We start from the raw sequence: 21,058 nt of genomic DNA, 5'->3' as shown, positions 1-21,058 counted from the left end.
GTTATATTTTAAATAAACTCACAACAAAGCATATTAGTTTATTCTGGCAGTGGATTGTATAGTTGAGAGCAGCTGCCGGGCTGATGTACAGGAGATTAAATTTTTTTTGAAAATTTTTTTCACACTGTGTTTTAGTATTTTAAGTGAAGTTAGAAGTATATTTTTCCCATATCGGTAAAATATTTTCCTTATTTGGGAATCTTAATATTTCAGTTTCCGTATATTGTTATTACTAGTCAGGTAGTTAACCAATTTCGGGTTTTCTGGCACTCCAATTGAAGTATAAATTTTTGTTAAGATGCTTTCTGTACTGATCGCCTTATAAAAAGGCTCCGGTTAGTTTCATAAACTTGGTTATCAGGTATAAATACTGAAAAGAGTTGATGGGCAGACTTGCAGAAGTATGGTGTAAGTAGTATCTTCGTATGGTATTTCTGGCAGTTTTAAGATTTATCTTATTTCGGCTTAGATATATAAAATTAAGTTTGTTTTCATAGCTTGGAAAGGCACCCTGCACTGTAGGGTGTTTTTTTATTTTAGGCCTGTTCCCGAAAAGATAATATAATTATAAAAGCAAAAGCCGCAGCTATACTTTATAGCTGCGGCTTTTGCTTTTATAATTTCGTTACTTAGGGCTGATCCAGGTTTGGGGGTTTAGCGTTGAGCTGTTTTTCCATACCTGGAACTGCAGTTCGGTTGTGCCATCAGAGTTGGTGTAGACTGTACCTATACTTTGTTTCAGTTTTACTACCTGGCCGGTTTGTACGCTTACGGTTTTAAGTTTGGCATATACTGTAAAGTATTCGCCATGCTGCACCATTACAATATTGTTCATACCTGGTACACTGGCTACGGTAACAACTTTTCCTTCAAATATGGCACGTGCCGTTGCTCCCTGCGACGTCTGGATATCAATACCACGGTTCTCTACTACAACACCTTTCAGAACCGGGTGGTTATGGCGGCCAAAACGCTGCGATATAAAGCCTCGCTCTACTGGCCATGCCAATCTGCCTTTGTTACCTGCAAAAGACGAAGAAATAAGAGCCGTCTCAGGTGTAAGCGTTACTTTATTTGTGCTACCGCTTGTTTTAGTGCCTGCTGCACGGGCGGCGCGGGCTGCACGCGCAATTTCTTCGCGTACAATATCTGCAATTAATCTCTCAAGCTTTTTAACCGACTGCTGGCGCTGCGCTACTTCCTGTTGCAGGTTTTGCTCCTGTTTGCTAAGTCGGCTTATAACACTATCCTGCTGCGTTTTAAGTGTCTGCAGGTTCTTGGTCTCAGTGAGCTGTATCGTTAGCAGGTTCTTCTTTTCACGCTTCTTTTGCTCCAGTATAGTTAATTGCCCGGTTAAAGCAGACTGTACCTTATTAATTTGTTCTACCTGTTTCTGGCGTGCTTCTGAGTATTGTTGCAGGTAGCGCATGCGCATCACCAACTGGTTAAAGTTATCGGAGGCAAACAGGAACATTAATTTATTGTAGTTGCTGGATGTTTTAGATGCAGCATAGATCATATCCGCATATTCTGCTTTCAGTTTTTCCAGGTCAGACTGCAAAGCACCAACTATACCTTCAGTTTCTTCTACATCTGATTCAATGTAATTGATCTCGCGGGAGATATTACTGATGACGCCTCTCTGAACAGTAATTTTTTCTTTGATAGCGTTTAGCTGACCAATACTGGCTTCCTTCTGCGCTTTTGTTTGCTTCAGGATGCGACTTGCTTCTTTAATACGGGTAAGGTTTTCCTTCTTTTCCCGCTCCAGTTGTGCTTTCGATTTCTTTTTCTGCGCATCGGCAACGAAAGGAGTCACAACTATAAGCAAGAGAAGGACTAATTTGTAAAGGGCCTTCATGAACTATGGGATTCTCTGCTCTGAATTTACAAATATGGCAAAACTATATGCCAAGTGCCAATAGCCCCGGCAATTTATTAATTTATAGCCTCTTGTAGTCAGATGGAACAGCGAAAGGGAAAGTGAGGATTTCGTCGGTAGTAGTTACTTTGGTATGGTTCAGCGTGAACGTAGATGCTATACCTTTCTGTTGTACTTCAGCTGCCATTTCGTGTGCAAACGCTACCTGGCCCACTTCCTGAAAGTTGTTATACTTTACAATAATGGTGTTTTGTGTCTGCTGGTCTTTTACATTCAGTTGCTGCAATTTCTGGCTATCGCGACCTACAAAGTAATCGAAGAGCAGGTTGGTGCGCAGCTGCTGGATGTGTTGTAACTGGTCAGCGTCCATTACTTTTTCCTGGCCCTGTGCCTGATAGTTGCCTAAAAGTATAGCCTGCAGCACTTCATAGTTCATGTTTACCTGAAACTTGTCGCTCAGGAAACTATAATCGGTTGCCAGGTACTCTTTGTGTATGCGGTTGATCAGGTGAACAGAGTCTTGTGTTACTTTCAAGCGGGCAGCTTCTATACCCAAACCTGGCTGCACCGATACCCAGATCACGCTGTCTTTTTTAATACGGAGTGTATAGCCGGAGCTGGTGGTTTCGCCTTTATCTTCCAGTTTAAGCTGGCCTTTGGCAGTCAGGTAATTAAATTCAATATTTTTAACCGATACGCGTCCAACGGTTTCGGTAACAGTTTCGGCAGCAGCTGGTACTACTTCTTTCTTGCAACCCGAAAGTATAGCTATACTTAGCAGGCCATACAGAAGAATCTTATTCATAAAGCTTTTTGTCTTTTATCTTTTTATCGATGAAAGCCGAAGCTTCACCTTTCAGTTTGGCACGCTGCCACTGGGCAATGGCCTCGTCTTTTTTGCCAAGTTTGAAAAGCACATCCCCATAATGCTCTACAATAGTGGCATCATCCGAAAGGGCTACAGCCTGCTCCAGGTACTTCAGCGCATTTTTATAGTCGCCGGACTTGTAAAGCACCCAGGCATAAGTATCTAGGTATGTAGGGTTATTAGGGAATTTCTGAACCAGGCGTGATGCCATTTCTTTTGCTTTTGTCAGGTTTTCGTTTCTGACAGAAAGGAAGTAACTATAGTTGTTCAGTACGTGTTCGTTATCAGCATCGTGTTCCAATACTGCCTCGTACGACTCGTTTGATCTTTTATAGTCTTTCAATGAATTATAGCCATCACCTAACTGCATATTAAACTGGGCTACCAGATCGGGCTCAGCCACCGATAGGCGCTTGCCATGTTCCAGCGATTTTACAGCTTTGTCGTAATTCTTTTCAATAAGATGGCCTGTGCCGTTGTAGAACCAGAAAATTGCCTGGTTCGGGAAAAGCTCCAACGCCTGCTCCGAATGTTTTACCAATGCTGCTGATTCATTCAGTTCTGCATCCAGCAACACGATCTGCTGCCATATCTTGAAGTGTGAATCATCCAGTTTTACAGCTTTCAGATAGTTGTTACGGGCATCCGCTTTTTTACCAACTATGGTTTGCAGGTCGCCGGCTACGGCATAAGCTTTGGCCTCTTCCGGGTGGCTCTGTATGGTCAGGTCAACCAGTTCCAGCGATACATCTTCTATCTCGCGGTTTGGCAGCTGCCGGATAAGATCAACCAGGATACGGACTTTGGTATCAATATCCAGTTCAGGGCTGGCAAAGGCCAGTTTAATTTCTTTTTCAGATTGCTCGCGCTCACCTTTCTGGCGGTGCAGGTCTGAGAGCATCAGGTGTGCAAATGGATTGTTTGGCTCCATACGCAGCGCCTTTTGCAAGGTAACTATAGCTTTATCGGTTTGCTGGTTGGCATTGTATAGTTCGGCTTGTGCCAGAAAGTAGCGGACATCGCTCGGGTTGCCAGCCAATAGTTTTTCACCTTCTTCAATGGCTTTGGGTACGTTTTTCTGACGAAGATAAATCTGTTGACGGTTTACACTGAGCTGCTCCATCGAACCAAACTTTTTCTCAATACGATCATAAGTCTTAAGTGCATCACTATATTTTGATTGAGATAAGTATAAATCAGCTAACTGGAAAAGGTATTGATCAGAGTCCGGTACATTACGCATCAGGTCATTGTAGGCCTGTGCGGCTTCGGTAAACTGTTTCTGCTCGGTGTGCAGTTGGGCCAGCAGTAAATAATAATATGCGTTTTTGGGTTCTTTTGTAATAGCCGCTTGTGCAAACGGAGTGGCTGCTTTCGGGTTCTTGAGCACCATGTAAGTCTCAGCCAGCTTATAGTTTATGGCTGCATTATCCGGCGTCAGGGTATAGGCTTTCTGAAAAAGCTGGAGGGCTTTGTCGTAGTCCTCCAGCATAAAATGTTTTACTCCATCCAGAAACAACGACTCGCTTATTAGCTGCTCCTGCTCCGAAGGCTGGGCTGGTGCCGTAACCTCTGCCGGAGTAGCCTGCTGTGCTTTGCCTTTCTTTTTACCCAGTTGGGCATTGGCAGCACCGGTCGCCATAAAAGCGATGCAGCACGTAACCAGAACGATGTTTCTGAACTGTGATTTCATATTAATCCTATTCTAAAAGCGTATTGTAGTCGCCAAGGCTCAGGTCCGACTGGCTTCTTTCATAGGAAACAAAATTGCCCAGCATTGAGTTTGTTATGTTCCCGTTTTTGATCGAAGTACTCTCCTGTACAATGGAGTTGCTTACGATGGAGTTAGTTAAACTGCTGTTGTTGCCGATAGATGCATGCGGTCCCACTACAGAATTTTCTATCACTACATTCTCTCCTATATATACCGGCGGAATAACCACTGAGTTAACCAATTTAGCTGTAGAAGCTACCAGGCCCTGCTCATTCTTTATATACTCTAAATAGCGTTGATTAGTATAAACAGTTGCGTTTTTATTTCCGCAATCTAACCACTCAGAGATAACAGCAGGTATAAACCTGGTGCCTTTGTTCTTCATGTTCTCTAGGGCGTTTGTTAACTGGTACTCGCCTTTGTCCATGATGTTGTTATCCAACAGGTACTGCAGTTCGCTGCGCAGGTAAGCACCGTCACGGAAATAGTAGATCCCGATAATGGCCATATCAGAAACAAACTCCTGTGGTTTTTCTATGAAGTCTGTGATCTCGCCGCTCTCATTCAGTTTAACTACACCAAATGCACGTGGGTCTTCCACGCGCTGCACCCAGATCGTTCCATCTGAATTGGTGTCCAGTTTAAAATCAGCTTTGAAAAGTGTATCTGCAAAAGCTACTACTACTTTGCTGTCCAGCGACTCTTTGGCACACATAATGGCGTGCGCAGTTCCCAGGGCTTCTTCCTGGTAAACTATAGTTCCTTTGGCGCCAATCTGTTGAGCTATACTTTTCAGGTCATTCTCAACAGCCTCGCCAAAATGGCCGATAATGAAAGCCACCTCCTCAATAGGCTCGTGGCAAACTTTGGCAATGTCTTCTACAAGGCGCTGCACAATTGGCTTACCCGCAATAGGTATAAGTGGTTTAGGAACAGTTAAAGTATGTGGGCGCATACGCTTGCCCATTCCGGCCATAGGTATAATTATCCTCATAGCTATTATTTTGATTAAGTATAAGTTATAGTTATTGCCACAGCTTTATGCTACAGCTTAATTTTCGTTTATAGTTTTTCGTGTGTTGTATTTCGAGTCTTTAGTTTTATTTATCCTCGAAATACCAAAAACGAAACACAAAACACGCTTCTACTTTGTGCCCGTACTTCCGTAGCCGCCGGCACCGCGTTCTGTATCGGTTAGCGATTCTGCCTCCTGCCATGCTACGCGCTCATACCTGGCTACTACCATTTGTGCTACGCGCTCGCCATCTTCCACTACAAAATCCTGATCCGACAAGTTAATTAGCAGCACTTTTATCTCGCCACGGTAATCGGCGTCTATAGTTCCCGGGCTGTTAACGATGGAAATACCATGTTTGTATGCCAGTCCGCTTCTTGGGCGAATCTGTGCTTCGTGTCCTTCAGGTAATTCTATGAATAGCCCTGTAGGTATAAGTGCACGCTGAAGCGGCTTTAACGTAACAGGTGCGTCCAGGTTGGCACGCAGGTCCATGCCAGCCGAGTGTTCGGTCTGGTAATGAGGCAATACATGCTTGGATTGATTAATGACGTTAACGGGCAAGTTCTTGTTGTTCATCTTCTGAAAATAAAGATTTATAGTTTAAGCAGGCGACGACGCTCAGACAGCCAGACTACAGCTGCAAAGGCTATGCACACAGCTAGGTTAAAAGCGTGACGCGCCCACCAGTTTTCGATATCAATAGCTATAGTTGCCCAAACCAACGCTGTAGCGAATAGTATATAGCCGGCTATAGTTTTTACTGGGTATGGAATAGGGTAGTGGCGGTTGCCCAGCAGGTAACTGGCAAGTGCCATACTAAAGTAGCAAACCAATGTTGCTATAGCCGAGCCCATGTATCCCAACACAGGTATAAGCAGCAGGTTTAAAAGTATCGTAATGGCTGCTCCGGCAAAGCTGATGTAGGTGCCATACTTTGTTTTATCAGTAAGCTTAAACCACACCGACAGGTTATAGTAAACACCCAGGAACAGATTCGCGAGCAACAGTACCGGTACTACCATTAATCCTTCACGGTATTCTGGTTTGCGCAGAAATAAATAGCCAAAATCGTCACGGAACACAGAAATGAACAGGAACATAGCCGCGCAGATGATCACAAACCATTTCATGATGATGGCAAAGGTCTGCGGAGAATTTTTATCCTCAGACTGGGAAAAGAAAAACGGCTCGGCGGCATAACGGAATGCCTGAATAGCCAGCGTCATGAAGATAGAAAGCTTATAACAGGCACCGTAAATACCAACTGCAGCTGTATTGCTACGGCCCGGGTAAAAGCTTTCTGGCAACCATTCTTCTAACAAAATGCGGTCGATCATTTCGTTTACCATACCAGCCATGCCCATTAACATGATCGGGTAAGCATAAACCAGCAGTGGCCGTAATTGATTGAAATTCAGATTTAACCTGAAAATGCGCAACTCTTTCCATAGCATGGGTATGAGTAGCGCATTTGCTGCCAGGTTTATCAGGAAGATGTAACCAATACCAAAAGTCGGATCATAAATAGATGTTATAAAGGGGCGCAGGCTTGGTAAAAATGTACCGTTATAGATCTCTCGGCAAAACCACAGGAAGAATACATTGGCAACTACTGTAATTATAATGTTTGCCATTTTAATGGAGGCAAACTTTACAGCTTTACCCTGCAGGCGGAGCCAGGCAAAAGGTATGGCAACTATAGCATCGATGGCAAGTATAGCCGCCAGCCAAAGGATGTAATTCTGTTCCTGTTCCGAGAAGTTCTTATAATCTGCAATAGGCCCCGAGAGCAGCATAAGTATACTGGTAAGTATAACACTGCTGGTTAAGATAGCGCTGAGTACCTGGTTGTAGATTTTATACTTGTCAGCACCCTGCTTGTTGGCGAACCGGAAAAAAGCGGTTTCCATGCCATAGGTATACAGCACGTTAAAAAAGCCGACAAACGCATACAGATAAGTTACTACGCCATACTCTTCGGTTAGAAAAACACTGGTATAGATGGGTATTAGCAGATAATTGAGCATGCGCCCAACTATACTGCTTAAACCATAGGCAGCAGTCTGCCCGACCAGTTTCTTGGCTATACTCATTTTGCTATCTTAGGTCGGGGAGGTAAATGAACTATAGGCCTTTAAAGGCAGGTTTGCGTTTTTCAAGAAAGGCGTTTGTTCCTTCTACAAAATCTTCGGAAGCGCAGCAACGTGCAAAAGAATTGGCCTCTGTCTGGAAACCGTTTTCTTCTTTATCAAATACGGCATTTACACACTCAATTACCAGCCCGATAGCCAGTGGAGCTTTGCCCATTATCTTCTGAAGTATAGTTTCGCAGGTAGAGAATAATTCTTCCGGAGCTACCACATGATTCACAAGACCAAGGGCTTTTGCTTCATCAGCTGAGATCATATCACCGGTCATCATCATCTCTAAGGCTTTGCCTCTGCCAATTAATAAAGGCAGGCGCTGCGTGCCACCATAACCAGGTATCAAACCTAAATTAACTTCCGGCTGCCCGAATTTAGCATTGGTAGTAGCCACACGCATATGGCAGGCCATAGCCAGTTCACAACCTCCACCCAGTGCAAAACCATTAACAGCGGCAATAACAGGCTTGTTACAATGCTCGATCATGCTAAAAACATCCTGACCACGCTCAGCAAAGTTTCTTGCGTTTACTTCACTAAGTTCTGCAATCTCGGCAATGTCTGCACCGGCTACAAACGCTTTTGCACCTGCCCCAGTAATGATCACACCTTTTATACTTGCATCATCATATACTTGCTGCATTGCTGCCTTTATCTCGCGCACAGTATCAATGTTAAGTGCGTTCATCTTGTCAGCCCTGTTTATAGTTATTGTCAGGATGCCGTCTTGAATGTTCAGCAGCAGGTTTTCGTAAGTGGCCATAGGTTATTCCAGCTCTTTTTGAATAAATTTTTAGGCCACAAATATAGTCATTTCATTTAATTTATCTGACCTGTGGCTGCCAAGTATACGGCACAACTCTAAGTGGGTATAGCAGTGCCTTAAAAAGGCTTTTTATAATATTATAGTATATTTGGGTTTAAGTAAATAAGAAAACAGTAATGGGTTTTATAACCGAGTTTAAAAAATTTGCAGTTAAAGGAAATGTAATAGACCTTGCCGTGGGTGTTGTTATTGGTGCCGCTTTTGGTGGTATTACCAAATCACTGGTGGATGATATCATAATGCCTCCGCTTGGGCTTATTATAAGTCAGGTAGATTTTAGTGCGCTTAAACTTGTGCTCAAAGATGCTGTTATAGAGAACGGAAAAGAAATAGCACCAGCTGTATCCATTAATTATGGTTTGTTCATGCAGGCTGTCGTGAATTTTCTGATTATAGCCTTTGCTATTTTCCTGTTGGTGCGCACTATTAACCGGCTCCGCGAAAAAGAAGCTGCCGCACCAGCGCCGCCCGCTAATAAAGAAGAAGTTCTACTCACAGAAATACGCGACATTCTTAAGAATCAGTCTAATAGTAAGCCGCTGTAGCTGTTTCACTACTAGTTTTTTATACGTATAAAGTTGATAAGTTAAATTGTAGCTAGCTTTTCATCTTTTCTTACATCAGTTTACCCATATTATAAGTTTTGCCAAACGAACTTTTATAGTTTTTTCTACTGTTTGTAAGCAGAATTTATATAACTTTTTGGTCTGGTACCGTTATACTTTTGCACATTATCATTTTCAGCATGAAAAAAATATTGCTTTCCTTCTTTTGCCTTGGCGTATTGCTTGCTTTTACTGAAGCAAAAGCACAAAGTGCTCCTAATACCATGGGTTCCAGTACCAAGGATGAATATTGGGGAACATCAAAGACTAACAAAGGCTCTGGTACCGATGAAGTGGGCGCACGTGGTTCCGGGCTAGATAAACGTTTTAACGATTATGAAGCTAAGGGAGCAAAAAAATCTCCTTTTGATAAAAAGCGCATCAAGAACAGCAAAAAGATGAAAGCTATTGAAAAGCGGGAAAAAGAAATGCATAAAAAGCACCGCCGCGACAAACGCATGCTTGCCCGTAACAGACGTTAATTTTTTGTAGTTGTTATAAAAAGAGAAAGCCCCTGGTTTACCAGGGGCTTTCTCTTTTATACTTAAAGCTATACTTATAGAGTACGCTTCACTTCTTTTTCAACGTAAGCTTCGATAATATCACCTACCTGTATGTCGTTGTAGTTTTTCAGGCTGATACCGCACTCAAAGCCTTGTCTTACTTCAGACACATCATCTTTGAAACGCTTCAGAGCCAGTATCTCACCATCCAGTACTACTATACCATCACGTACTAAACGCACCTTGTTGTTACGCTGAATTGTACCATCTGTAACCATACAACCTGCAATAGTACCTACCTTTGTGATCTTGAACACATCACGCACTTCTGCGTTACCTGTAATCTCTTCTTTCAGGGTAGGAGCAAGCATACCTTCCATGGCATCCTTCACTTCGTTTATGGCATCGTAGATGATAGAGTACAGGCGCACATCTATTTGCTCCTGCTCTGCCAGTTTACGCGCATTCTGTGACGGACGAACCTGGAAACCGATGATGATCGCATCTGAAGCAGATGCCAGCAATACATCAGATTCGGAGATGGCACCCACCCCTTTGTTGATGATGCTTACCTGAACTTCCGGAGTAGACAGTTTCAGTAATGAGTCAGAAAGTGCTTCTACCGAACCATCCACGTCACCTTTAACAATCACGTTCAGTTCTTTGAAAGTACCAATTGCCAGACGACGACCGATTTCATCAAGTGTGATGTGTTTACGGGTACGTAAGCTTTGTTCACGCTGTACCTGTGCTCTGCTTGATGCAATTTCACGGGCTTCACGTTCAGACTCCATTACAACAAATTTATCACCTGCCTGTGGAGCGCCGTCCAGACCCAGTAACTGAACCGGAGTAGATGGGCCAGCTTCTTTCATCTTGCGGCCACGGTGGTCAGTCATCGCTTTTACTCTACCGTAATGCGAGCCTGCCAATACTACATCACCCACATGAAGTGTACCGGTTTGTACCAGCATTGTAGCTACATATCCACGGCCCTTATCCAGAGCAGCTTCAATTACAGTACCTACTGCATTTCTGTTTTTGTTAGCTTTCAGTTCCAGTAGTTCTGCTTCCAGCAATACTTTCTCCAGCAGGTCATTTACACCTTGGCCAGTTTTTGCTGATACTTCCTGAGACTGATATTTACCACCCCATTCTTCCACCAGAATGTTCATTTGAGCAAGCTCTTCACGAACTTTGTCCGGGTTAGCAGATGGTTTATCTATTTTGTTAAGTGCAATGATAATTGGTACACCGGCTGCCTGCGCGTGGTTGATTGCTTCTTTTGTCTGAGGCATCACCGAGTCGTCGGCTGCTACCACAATAATAACAACGTCCGTTACTTTGGCACCACGGGCACGCATCGCTGTAAAGGCTTCGTGACCAGGTGTATCCAGGAACGTAACTGTACGTCCGCTTTCTGTTTTTACTTTATAGGCACCAATGTGCTGTGTAATACCACCGGCTTCACCGGCTGTTACGTTCGCATCACGGATGTAGTCAAGTAATGAAGTTTTACCGTGGTCAACGTGACCCATGATCGTAACGATCGGAGCACGTTCTTCCAGGTTTTCTTCTGCATCCTCTTCTATATGCTCCAGTGCCTGTTCGTCTTCACTTGTAATGAAGTCAACAGAATAACCGAACTCATCTGCAATAATAGTGATCGCTTCTGCATCCAGACGTTGGTTAATGGAAACGAACATACCAAGTTGCATACACACCTTAATAACGTCGTTCACACTCACGTTCATCAGTGATGCAAGGTCGTTTGCCGATACGAATTCAGTTACGCGCAGTGTCTTAGACTCTGCGGCTTCCATCATACGGCGCTCTTCTGTTGCATCGGCAATAGCTGAACGTTTCTCACGACGATACTTGGCTCTGTTACCTCCAGCTCCTTTACCGCCACTCAGTTTGGCAAGAGTTGCCTTAATCTGCTCCTGGATTTCTTTATCAGTAACTTCTGCCTTTTCAGGACGTGGAGTAAATGTGCTGCGCTGTTGGTTTCTGCCACCACCTGCAGGACGTGGGCCCTGCCCATGGTGTGGTGCTCCACCGCCATGAGGACGGCCGCCACCTTGTTGTCCTCCACCCGGACGTGGGCCTTGACCCTGTCCCTGGCCTTGGCCACCACCCTGCTGTTGTTGCGAAGGCTGTTGGCCTCCTTCAGTAGGAACTATAATGCGCTTGCGCTTTTTCTTTTTACCGGCTTTCCTATCATCTGAGGAAGCTACAGGTTTAGTACCTTTTCTGCGTGAGCTGTCTGGTAATTCGATCTTGCCCAGTACAGTAAGGCCTTTTAACTGGTCGGCTTTTGCTGTAATTGTTTCTATTGGTTCTGACTCTTGTTCCGAAGGTTTTCCGGGTGCAGCTGGCGTTGGCTCAGGTGCAGTGGTTGGTGCCGCCACCTTCTCAGGGGTAGCTGTTACTGGTGTCGCAGGTGCCGCAGGCTTTTCAGCAACTGGAGCCGCCGGTTGCGCAGGCGCAGGCGTTGCTGGTTTTTTAGCTGCGGGAGCTGGCTGTTCAACTGGTTTTACAGGGGCAGCAGGAGCTGGTGCTTCCGGTGCCGGAGCTGATGGTTTTTCTGCTACAGGCGCAGGGGCCGGAGCAGGTTTCTCAGCTACTGGTGCTGGTGTTGCCACAGGCGCAGGAGCCGGTGCTGGAGCTGGCTTTGGAGCCTGCTTTGGTATCGGGTTACCTTTTGCATCCAGCTCTATTTTGCCCAGTACTTTTATGCCTGGCAATTTAGGCTCAGGAGCAGTTTCTGCTGGTTTTGCAGGTGCTTCAGGTGTTTTTGGTTCAGCTGTTTCGCCTTTTGGCTGGTGCACTGTTTTAATAAAGATCTCCTGCTCAGGTTCTGCAGTTTTCTTTACTTCATGGTGGTGCACTTCTGACTCAACTACCTGGTTTGTTTGCGGCTTTTTACCAATATTAAGTTCGTGTGCCTCTATTTTGTCCTGCATAGAGGAAGCGAATTCTTTAGCCAGCATACTGAACTGCTCTGCCGTGATTTTGGTAGTGGGTTTATTTTCCACGTCAAAACCTTTAGCAGAGAGGTAGTCCACAATGGTAGATGTACCAATGTTCAACGTAGTCGCAACCTGTTTAAGCCTCCTTGTTTGTTCTTCTGCCATTTTGTTCTATATGCTGTCTTTTTAATCTTAATATTAATTGTTAGTTGCCCTTATACCAGGTAATGCGCAGTGCCCCTCGGTAATTTCTTTCAAAATTATGCGAATGGGGCACAACGTACAACTATTGATTGTCTTCTTCTTCCAACTCTTCGCGCAGGATAGCCAGCACGTCGTCAATGGTTTCTTCTTCTAACTCCGTGCGGCGCAGCAAGTCTTCTTTGCTAACTGCCAGTACGCTCTTCGCTGTGTCCAGACCGATGCGGCGTAATTCTGCAATTACCCAGTCTTCGATCTCATCTGTAAATTCTTCCAGGCTGATGTCTTCTTCGTATACTTCAGACTCTCTGAATACGTCGATCTCCATATCAACCAGGCGGCTTGCCAATTTAATGTTCTGGCCACCTTTACCGATTGCTAACGATACCTGGTCTGGCTTCAGGAACACAGATACACGCTTGTTCTCTTCGTCTATCTTGATGCTGCTGATCTTAGCCGGGCTAAGCGCACGCTGAATATACAGCTCCAGGTTATCAGTATAGTTTATAACGTCTATGTTTTCGTTTTCAAGCTCACGTACTATGCTGTGTATACGAGAACCTTTCATACCCACGCAGGCACCAACCGGATCAATTCGGTCGTCAAAAGATTCTACGGCTACTTTAGCACGCTCTCCTGGCTCACGAACAATTTTCTTGATAGCGATAAGACCATCATATATCTCCGGTACTTCGTTCTCAAATAAACGCTCCAGGAATGCAGGAGATGTACGTGAAAGTATGATCTTTGGATTACCGTTCACAATTTCAACACGCTGAACTACAGCACGTACTACATCGCCTTTACGGTAACGGTCTTTTGGTATCTGCTCTCCTTTTGGTATCAGCAGCTCGTTCTCGTCCTGGTCCAGTAATAACACTTCGCGGTTCCATACCTGGTATACTTCACCAGAGATGATCTCACCCACAAGGTCTTTATACTTCTGGAACAGCAATTCCTTTTCCATGTCTTTGATGCGCTGGATCAGCGTTTGGCGGGCTGTAAGTACAGCGCGGCGGCCAAAGTCTTCCAGTTGTATCTCTTCTGATACTTCTTCACCCACTTCAAAGTCAGGCTCTATCTTGCGTGCATCCGATAAAGCAATCTTATCATGATCCCAGATGTCCTCTGAGTTGTCGTCCACAATTTCGCGGTTACGCCAGATCTCCAGGTCACCTTTCTCCACGTTCAGGATGATGTCAAAGTTCTCGTCGGTACCCCACTTTTTACGGATCATGGTGCGGAACACGTCTTCAAGTATACGCATCATGGTCGGGCGGTCTATGTTCTTGAATTTCGCAAACTCAGCGAACGACTCGATCAGGACTGAACTGTTCATTATCTTTTTATTTAAATGATATTACAACATTTGCTTTTACAATCTCCCCGAAAGGTATTTGCACAGGCACATACGTTGCCTTTTTGCCTTTTTGTTTTACTTCTTCTGTCAGGTTTATACCTGTTTCGGTTACTTCTTCCAGTTTGCCGGTTTTTTCAATACCATCCTGTAGTTTTAACTTCAGGTTGCGGCCTACATTACGCTTAAACTGCTTTGGCTGTGTCAGCGGGAAATCTACACCCGGTGAGCTCACTTCCAGCACATAAGCCAGTTCTTCGCCATAGGTTTCTGCAATCTTTGCGTTAATACGGCGGCTTATAGTTGCACACTGGTCAATAGTTATACCTTGTTCGCCATCAGCAAGCACCGTGATTTTAGGTCTAGCCGGTGAATCAGACACGGCTACATCCACTATAAACAGGTCGCTGTCAGGAAGACTGGCTTCCGCCATCTCTTGTATGCTTTTCGCGGTTAGTGCCATTGTTTACAAGTATAAGAAATAAAGAAGGGGACTTCGTGTCCCCTCATCTCCTTGGAAATAATGTCACAAATTTACAACAAAAACATTATATATACAATACAGTCCGTTACTGGCTATATAATTTATAGTTTCTGCCTGATTCTGGGAGTTGCAGCTGCCCTTAAAGGTAGCGGCCGGAGGTGTTGTTGGTAATGTAACAGCCATCGCTACTTTATAGTTCTTTAGCAATTACAATTATGCTTAAATTGCAGTTATTGGTCTGCTATTTTCTATAACAGGCATAGTATACATCAAGGGTTTCTTTGTATGTTTGTTTCGTGTCAGATACATTTAAAAAAATACGGCGTCGGTTTTGGCTCATCCTGAACATCCTGGTGGTGTTTTGGGTGCTGCTTGGCGTGCTGTGTCTACGTGTGCCGCCACATGAGTTCTGGCCAGCCGGATTTGTGGCCTTATCGCTTCCGGGTGCACTTGTGCTTAATGTCCTGTTCCTGCTATACTGGCTTATTAAACGGTCGTGGCTGCTAGTGTTGCCGTTGTTGGTAATTATACTTGGCTGGGGTTATTATAGCCGGCTTATGGCTTTTAATTTTAGCGATGAACAACCGGAAGGAGCTAAAACCTTGCAGGTGCTAAGCTACAACGTGCATGTATTTAATGCTTATACAGATACGGATGGCAGTGCCCGGGAAGCATCCAGTGAAATGATTGATTGGGTAGCCACACACCCTGCCGATGTGTACTGCCTGCAGGAGTTTTACAGCAATCGTGGTTCTAATACTTATAACACTATTAGCCGCATTGGTAACCGCTACGATAAATACAGATATTTCTCTGTGTCTTATGTTGACCGCAACAAGGCTGATATTGGTACGGCAATCTTTTCCCGTTACCCGATTTTAAATAAAGGGATTATCCGCTTTGGAGAGTCAAATGTAAATCGTGCTATCTGGGCCGACCTGAATGTGAAAGGAGATACAGTGCGCATCTACTCTACACACCTTCAGTCGATGAGTATAAAGTCGCAGGACATTGAGAATACTTATTCAGCTATAGGTAACGAAGAAAGCTTTAAGAAAGAAGGCCGTAACCTGGCGCGTCGTCTGAAAAAAGGATTTATTGCCCGTAGTCACCAGGTAGAAAAGCTGCTGGAACATATTAACGAATCGCCTCATCCGGTTATAGTTTGCGGCGACTTTAACGATATGCCTTCAAGCTATACTTATAATCAGCTGGCCCGAAATCTGCAGAACGCTTTTGTGGAAGCAGGTACCGGAGTAGGGGCAACTTATAACGGGCCGCTGCCGTTCCTGCGCATCGATAACCAGTTTTATAGTGAGGGGCTTCGGGCTTACAGTTTTCAGACGCATTACGAAATGGGACTTTCGGATCATTTCCCGATCTCGGCCAAGTATGTGCTGGAAGAGGAGTAACGTTAGGACTTGGGGCGCGATCTTTTTAATTTTGAATTATTAATAAGCCGTATCAGGCTGATCAACTATAAAGTGCGGCGCCACTGGTGCCTATACTTATAATTATGCAACAGAAACTGAATCTATACAATACACTCACACGCAAGAAGGAAGTATTTGAACCGTTACACGCTCCGTTTGTGGGCATGTACCTGTGCGGGCCAACTGTTTACGGCGAGCCACACTTAGGCCACGCCCGCAGTGCGGTTACCTTCGATGTGCTGTATCGTTACCTTAAATACCTGAAGTATAAAGTACGCTTTGTGCGCAACATTACCGACGTTGGTCATTTGCAAAATGATGCGGACGAAGGTGAAGATAAGATCGAGAAGATTGCTAAGGCGCAGAAACTGGAGCCGATGGAAGTGGTGCAACACTATACCAACGTATACCACCGCGACCTCGAAAAACTGAATACGCTTTCTCCGGACATCGAGCCACGTGCCTCCGGCCACATCATCGAGCAGATAGAGATGATAAAGGAGATATTGGAGAACGGTTTTGCTTATGAAGTGAATGGCTCGGTATACTTTGATGTGCCGGCTTACAACAAAAACCACAACTATGGCAAGCTGTCTGGTCGCATTATAGAAGATCTGCTGAGCAATACCCGCGAAACCGAAGGGCAGGAAGAAAAACGTTCGCCGCTGGATTTCGCCCTTTGGAAAAAAGCTTCGCCTTCACATATCATGCGCTGGCCTTCGCCGTGGAGCGACGGTTTCCCAGGCTGGCATTTAGAATGCTCGGCCATGAGCCGTAAATACCTGGGCAATAATTTTGATATACATGGCGGCGGACTGGACCTGATGTTCCCGCACCACGAATGCGAAATAGCACAAAGCCAGGCAAGCCACAGCCACTCTGATGCTGCAAAATACTGGGTTCATAACAACATGATCACAGTAAATGGTCAGAAGATGGGTAAATCGCTGGGTAACTTTATAAACCTGAGCGAGCTATTCAGCGGCAATCACCAGATGTTGGAGCAGGCCTATAGCCCCATGACGATACGCTTCTTTATTCTTCAGGCGCACTATAGAAGTACCTTGGACTTTAGCAACGAAGCGCTGCAGGCCGCCCGTAAGGGTTATACCAAGCTGATGAACGGAATGCGCGTACTGGATAAAATGCAGTACCCGGAAGAAGGTGCTACGCCAGACGAAAAGCTGAACCAGGAACTGCTGAAACTGACCGAAGATTGCTTCCGTGGGTTAGATGATGACATGAACACGGCCAGAACGATAGCTTCGCTGTTCAACCTGCTCAAAAAGATCAACAGTTTATACTTAGGGCAGCTGCAGATCAGCCATCTCACACGTGGAACATTTGATACCATAAAAGGAACCTACAGAACGCTGGTGCTGGATATACTTGGCCTGAAGGAAGAACCGCTCGGTGATCAGGAAGAAATGCTTGGGCTTATATTGGAGTTTTATAAAGAAGCCAAGGCAACCAAAGCCTACGATAAAGTAGATGCCATCCGGGCTGAGCTGAAAAAGCAGGGCATTGTAATTAAAGACTTAAAAACCGGTATCGACTGGGCTTATGAAGAATAAATTGAACCTGATAGCTATACTTTTCTGCGGTGCACTGGCACTTTATAGTTGCGATCCTGCAGAGAAAAGCAATAACGAGCAAGCAACCGTAGCTACCGAAGAAACAACTGAACCAACTGGTGTAACGGCTCCGGTGTTTCATGCTGATTCAGCTTATAAGTTTGTGGCAAAGCAGGTGGCTTTCGGGCCAAGAGTGCCAAATACAGAACCCCATAAAGCAACAGGAGACTGGATCATCAGTAAATTAAAAGCGTATGGGGCCGATGTAAAAGTACAGGAATTTCAGGTGCGTGCCTTTGATGGTACTATGCTGAACCTGCGCAACATCATTGCTTCTTATAACCCGGAAGCTGGTACGCGTATTATGCTCGCAGCCCACTGGGATACGCGTCCTTTTGCCGACAAAGACAGCAGCAACCCGGATAAACCAATTGATGGTGCCAATGACGGTGGCAGCGGTGTAGCTGTACTTCTAGAGATTGCCAGAACTATAAATGCCGCGCAGCAAAAGCCAGGAGTAGGAGTAGATCTTTTCTTTTTCGATGGGGAAGATTACGGCCAACCGGATAACAGCAAACTACCTTACAAAGAAGATACCTGGTGCCTGGGTTCACAGTACTGGAGCAAGAACAAGCACAACCCGAACTATACAGCTAAGTATGGCATACTGCTGGATATGGTGGGGGCTAACAATGCACGTTTTGCCCGCGAAGGCAACTCGATGGATTATGCAAAAGATGTAGTAGATAAAGTTTGGAAAGCCGGCAACAAATTAGGGTACTCTGATTACTTTAAGTATGTAAATGCCTCAGCCATTACCGACGATCATTACTACATCAACACGATAGCTAAAATACCGATGATCGATATCATAGAATATAACATGACAGCGATTGATGGAGACTATTTTGGTGATTACCACCACCGCCACTCCGATAGCATGGCCATTATCAGCCCAAATACATTAAAAGCAGTTGGGCAAACGGTACTGCATGTGGTTTACAACGAGTAAGTAAGATATAAATAAAAAAGGCACTTTTACAGTGCCTTTTTTATTCTTCCTGAAGTGTGGCGTGTATTAAATTTTCTTGTCCTAACCGAGTTACTATCATCTCCGAAAGTTTTTCAGCTTCTTTTCTGAGCCTGGAAGGGCTGTACGATCTTGTTTTTGCAGACCACATCAGAACATCGGTACTAACATCATAGAGGTTGGTTTCTACGTAATAAATCTCTTCTTCTGTGTAGTAACCTGGTTCATAAATCATAGGATACCAGTATGAATAATAGCCCCAGAAACTTCCGTACCATCCCCCGTAATATACCATAGGGTCATACCTGTAGTAGCCGGGAACATAGCGCGTTCTGGTTTCCTTATCTACTAGTGCAATTGTTAGAATACCATCAATACCTTTTCCTTTAATCCTTTCTACCAACAGGTCTACATCAGGCCCATTTCTGCCTGCCCACGAAGGCGGAAAGAAATCAAGGCTCTTTGTGGCCTTGATGCCGCGCATCTGTAACTGCATCTGCAGGTCATTTTCCATTTCCTGTCTTGCCTTTACATTATCCGTTAGAGCGGCTATTACAATGTTATTATAGGTCTTATTCACATCCGGATTTCTCCAGGTGCCGGTAATCCGGGTGGTGGGAGAGCAGCCACAGAGAACTATAAGTAGTAGCGTAGCTATTTTCACTGTGGTCAGCTGTATAAAATATTGTTTTACAGTGACTTTCATGATGCGAGTGATATGCGGTGCTATATGTTATTAAACGGTTTTAAAATAAATTCAGGTAACAGAATTTTTGTGCTGCTATGATAGGGAGGCTTATTAAATGGAGAAATACTGGCCAAGACAGGTATAGAGCAGTTTAAATTAAGTGGAGTATAAATTCTGAAATGGAGGAAAACTACACCGGAATAAGTCTGCTAAACTGAAAATGAATACAGAGCAATAAGTATAACCTTGGTCTAAGGTGCTTTTGGTATAGTATGGGGCGGGGTGTGCGGTAGCAGAAAAGGAAAGTTTGAGAGCATAAAATGGCAAGAACATACCTATAGATCGGTAAGCTATTTTATTTAAGGTATTTAATTCTTAAGTTCAAGAACTGAACTAACCTCCTTACCTTATATTTTATGAAAACCAATAAGAGATTATTGGCAGCCTTAGGCATGGCCTTAACGCTGGGCAGCACCTCAGCATGGGCACAGGAAAAGCCGCATGTATTTACAGGCGCCAGGATCATCCCTATTGCCGGAAAACCAATAGAAAATGGCGTGCTGGTAGTGCAGCATGGAAAGATAACTGCTGTAGGCACTGCCGGGCAGGTAAAAGTGCCGAAAGGGGCCACAGAATTCGACATGAAAGGCAAAGTGCTGATGCCGGGCCTTGTTGATACCCATTCACATTTAGGTGAAGGATCTGGCGGTGATGCCTCTGCGCCGCTGCACCCGGATGTACGCATTATAGATGGCATTAACCCAATCAGTGATTCCTTTAAACGCGCACTTGCCGGAGGTATAACAACAGTAAACGTAATGCCAGGTTCCGGTCACCTGATGAGCGGGCAAACAGTGTACCTTAAAATGCGCGAAGGCAATACCATCAGCGACCTTACCTTTTGTGATGATGTTACCACAGGTATATGCGGCGGTATGAAAATGGCCAACGGTACAAACCCCATGAAGGCAACTCCTTTTCCGGGAACACGTGCCAAATCAGCGGCTATGGCCCGCCAGCTTTTCCTGGATGCGCAGCAGTACCAGGCAAAAGTAAAAGCCGCAAAAGGTAAAGCTGATAAACTGCCGGAGTATAAAGCTAATCTTGCTCCGCTGGTAGAAATACTGGAAGGCAAAAGGATTGTACACTTCCATACACACCGCTACGATGACGTACTGACAGCCTTGCGCCTGCAAAAAGAATTTGGCTTTAAAATGGTGCTCCACCACGTTAGCGAAGCCTGGAAAGCGGCCGATGAAATTGCAAAGGCGGGCATTCCTGCCTCCATCATTACACTTGACTCGCCCGGTGGTAAATCTGAAGCTGTGGAAGTACGCAATTCCAATGGGGCTGTGCTGGAAAAAGCCGGTGTGCTTACTGCTTTTCATACGGATGATGGTATTACTGATTCGCGCTTGTTTATGCGAAGTGCTGCGCTGGGCGTGCGTGCCGGTATGAGCCGCGAAAAAGCATTGGAAGCCTTAACTATAGCCGGTGCTAAAATGCTGGATCTCGATAATCGTGTAGGTTCTCTGGAGAAAGGTAAGGACGCTGACTTTATAGTATTGAGCGGCGAGCCTTTTAGTGTGTACACAACTATAGAACAGACTTGGGTAGAAGGAAAGAAACGATTTGATATCAGTAATCCTGAAGATAAGAAGTTTGCTACTGGCGGCTACAACACTTACCAGACAGATGTACATTATCACACGCATTAAGTGACATAAGATATAAGACGCAGGACACAAGACTTTAGAAG

At 44.7% G+C, this 21,058-nt stretch carries 17 protein-coding genes; 6 read left to right on the top strand and 11 right to left on the bottom strand.

Annotated elements, in window-relative coordinates; translation table 11 throughout:
• Nucleotides 1-625: 625 nt before the first annotated feature.
• The 7 genes from MJ612_RS11765 to MJ612_RS11735 all read right to left on the bottom strand — a co-directional run bounded on the left by MJ612_RS11765 (nt 626) and on the right by MJ612_RS11735 (nt 8,389).
• Complete coding sequence (locus MJ612_RS11765; RefSeq protein ID WP_187033713.1) at nt 626-1,861, bottom strand: murein hydrolase activator EnvC family protein; 1,236 nt, start codon at nt 1,859-1,861, stop codon at nt 626-628.
• Between the two features lie 82 nt (nt 1,862-1,943).
• A complete protein-coding gene (locus tag MJ612_RS11760) occupies nt 1,944-2,687 on the bottom strand; it encodes a DUF4292 domain-containing protein (protein ID WP_187033712.1) in 744 nt (247 codons plus the stop codon).
• A complete protein-coding gene (locus tag MJ612_RS11755; RefSeq protein ID WP_250419135.1) occupies nt 2,680-4,443 on the bottom strand; it encodes a tetratricopeptide repeat protein in 1,764 nt (587 codons plus the stop codon). The genes MJ612_RS11760 and MJ612_RS11755 overlap by 8 nt, the downstream gene beginning before the upstream one ends.
• A 7-nt stretch (nt 4,444-4,450) precedes the next feature.
• Nucleotides 4,451-5,458, bottom strand: a complete 1,008-nt coding sequence (locus MJ612_RS11750; protein ID WP_187033711.1) for a sugar phosphate nucleotidyltransferase — start codon at nt 5,456-5,458, stop codon at nt 4,451-4,453.
• A 150-nt stretch (nt 5,459-5,608) separates the two neighbouring features.
• Complete coding sequence (dut, locus tag MJ612_RS11745; protein ID WP_187033710.1) at nt 5,609-6,058, bottom strand: dUTP diphosphatase; 450 nt, start codon at nt 6,056-6,058, stop codon at nt 5,609-5,611.
• A 17-nt stretch (nt 6,059-6,075) separates the two neighbouring features.
• Nucleotides 6,076-7,575, bottom strand: a complete 1,500-nt coding sequence (locus tag MJ612_RS11740; RefSeq protein ID WP_187033709.1) for a lipopolysaccharide biosynthesis protein — start codon at nt 7,573-7,575, stop codon at nt 6,076-6,078.
• A gap of 31 nt (nt 7,576-7,606) precedes the next feature.
• Nucleotides 7,607-8,389 (bottom strand): enoyl-CoA hydratase/isomerase family protein, encoded by a 783-nt coding sequence (locus MJ612_RS11735; RefSeq protein ID WP_187033708.1) that lies wholly within the window; start codon nt 8,387-8,389, stop codon nt 7,607-7,609.
• A gap of 179 nt (nt 8,390-8,568) precedes the next feature.
• On the opposite strand from MJ612_RS11735, the gene mscL reads away from it, so the two are divergent.
• Both mscL and MJ612_RS11725 read left to right on the top strand, forming a co-directional pair.
• A complete protein-coding gene (gene mscL, locus MJ612_RS11730; RefSeq protein WP_187033707.1) occupies nt 8,569-8,997 on the top strand; it encodes a large-conductance mechanosensitive channel protein MscL in 429 nt (142 codons plus the stop codon).
• A 200-nt stretch (nt 8,998-9,197) separates the two neighbouring features.
• Nucleotides 9,198-9,539: a hypothetical protein gene (locus MJ612_RS11725; RefSeq protein ID WP_187033706.1), complete on the top strand. Its 342-nt coding sequence runs from the start codon at nt 9,198-9,200 to the stop codon at nt 9,537-9,539.
• Between the two features lie 74 nt (nt 9,540-9,613).
• Here the strand turns inward: MJ612_RS11725 and infB are convergent, their stop codons facing one another.
• The 3 genes from infB to MJ612_RS11710 form a co-directional block, all read right to left on the bottom strand.
• Nucleotides 9,614-12,697, bottom strand: a complete 3,084-nt coding sequence (infB, locus tag MJ612_RS11720) for a translation initiation factor IF-2 (RefSeq protein WP_187033705.1) — start codon at nt 12,695-12,697, stop codon at nt 9,614-9,616.
• A 121-nt stretch (nt 12,698-12,818) separates the two neighbouring features.
• A complete protein-coding gene (gene nusA / locus MJ612_RS11715; protein ID WP_187033704.1) occupies nt 12,819-14,072 on the bottom strand; it encodes a transcription termination factor NusA in 1,254 nt (417 codons plus the stop codon).
• Between the two features lie 7 nt (nt 14,073-14,079).
• The gene (locus MJ612_RS11710) at nt 14,080-14,553 is read right to left on the bottom strand and encodes a ribosome maturation factor RimP (protein ID WP_250419134.1); all 474 of its coding nucleotides are present in this window, start codon (nt 14,551-14,553) and stop codon (nt 14,080-14,082) included.
• 317 nt (nt 14,554-14,870) lie between these two features.
• Here MJ612_RS11710 and MJ612_RS11705 point away from each other — a divergent pair, with 317 nt between their 5' ends.
• From MJ612_RS11705 to MJ612_RS11695, 3 genes are all read left to right on the top strand, one after another.
• Entirely contained in the window at nt 14,871-15,986 is a 1,116-nt protein-coding gene (locus MJ612_RS11705; protein ID WP_187033703.1) for an endonuclease/exonuclease/phosphatase family protein, read from the top strand.
• 104 nt (nt 15,987-16,090) lie between these two features.
• Entirely contained in the window at nt 16,091-17,581 is a 1,491-nt protein-coding gene (gene cysS, locus MJ612_RS11700) for a cysteine--tRNA ligase (protein WP_222619806.1), read from the top strand.
• Complete coding sequence (locus MJ612_RS11695; RefSeq protein ID WP_187033702.1) at nt 17,571-18,593, top strand: M28 family peptidase; 1,023 nt, start codon at nt 17,571-17,573, stop codon at nt 18,591-18,593. The genes cysS and MJ612_RS11695 overlap by 11 nt, the downstream gene beginning before the upstream one ends.
• A 40-nt stretch (nt 18,594-18,633) precedes the next feature.
• Here MJ612_RS11695 and MJ612_RS11690 read toward each other — a convergent pair whose 3' ends face one another.
• A complete protein-coding gene (locus MJ612_RS11690; protein ID WP_187033701.1) occupies nt 18,634-19,317 on the bottom strand; it encodes a DUF4136 domain-containing protein in 684 nt (227 codons plus the stop codon).
• 398 nt (nt 19,318-19,715) lie between these two features.
• Here MJ612_RS11690 and MJ612_RS11685 point away from each other — a divergent pair, with 398 nt between their 5' ends.
• Nucleotides 19,716-21,017 carry an amidohydrolase family protein gene (locus MJ612_RS11685; RefSeq protein ID WP_187033700.1) on the top strand — a complete coding sequence of 434 codons (1,302 nt, stop codon included), beginning with the start codon at nt 19,716-19,718 and terminating at the stop codon, nt 21,015-21,017.
• Nucleotides 21,018-21,058 lie beyond the last annotated feature (41 nt).

This window comes from Pontibacter deserti (genome assembly GCF_023630255.1).
Lineage (GTDB): Bacteria > Bacteroidota > Bacteroidia > Cytophagales > Hymenobacteraceae > Pontibacter > Pontibacter deserti.
The sequence above is the reverse complement of the archived record's forward strand: the minus strand, read 5'-3'. Positions and strand labels throughout refer to the sequence as shown.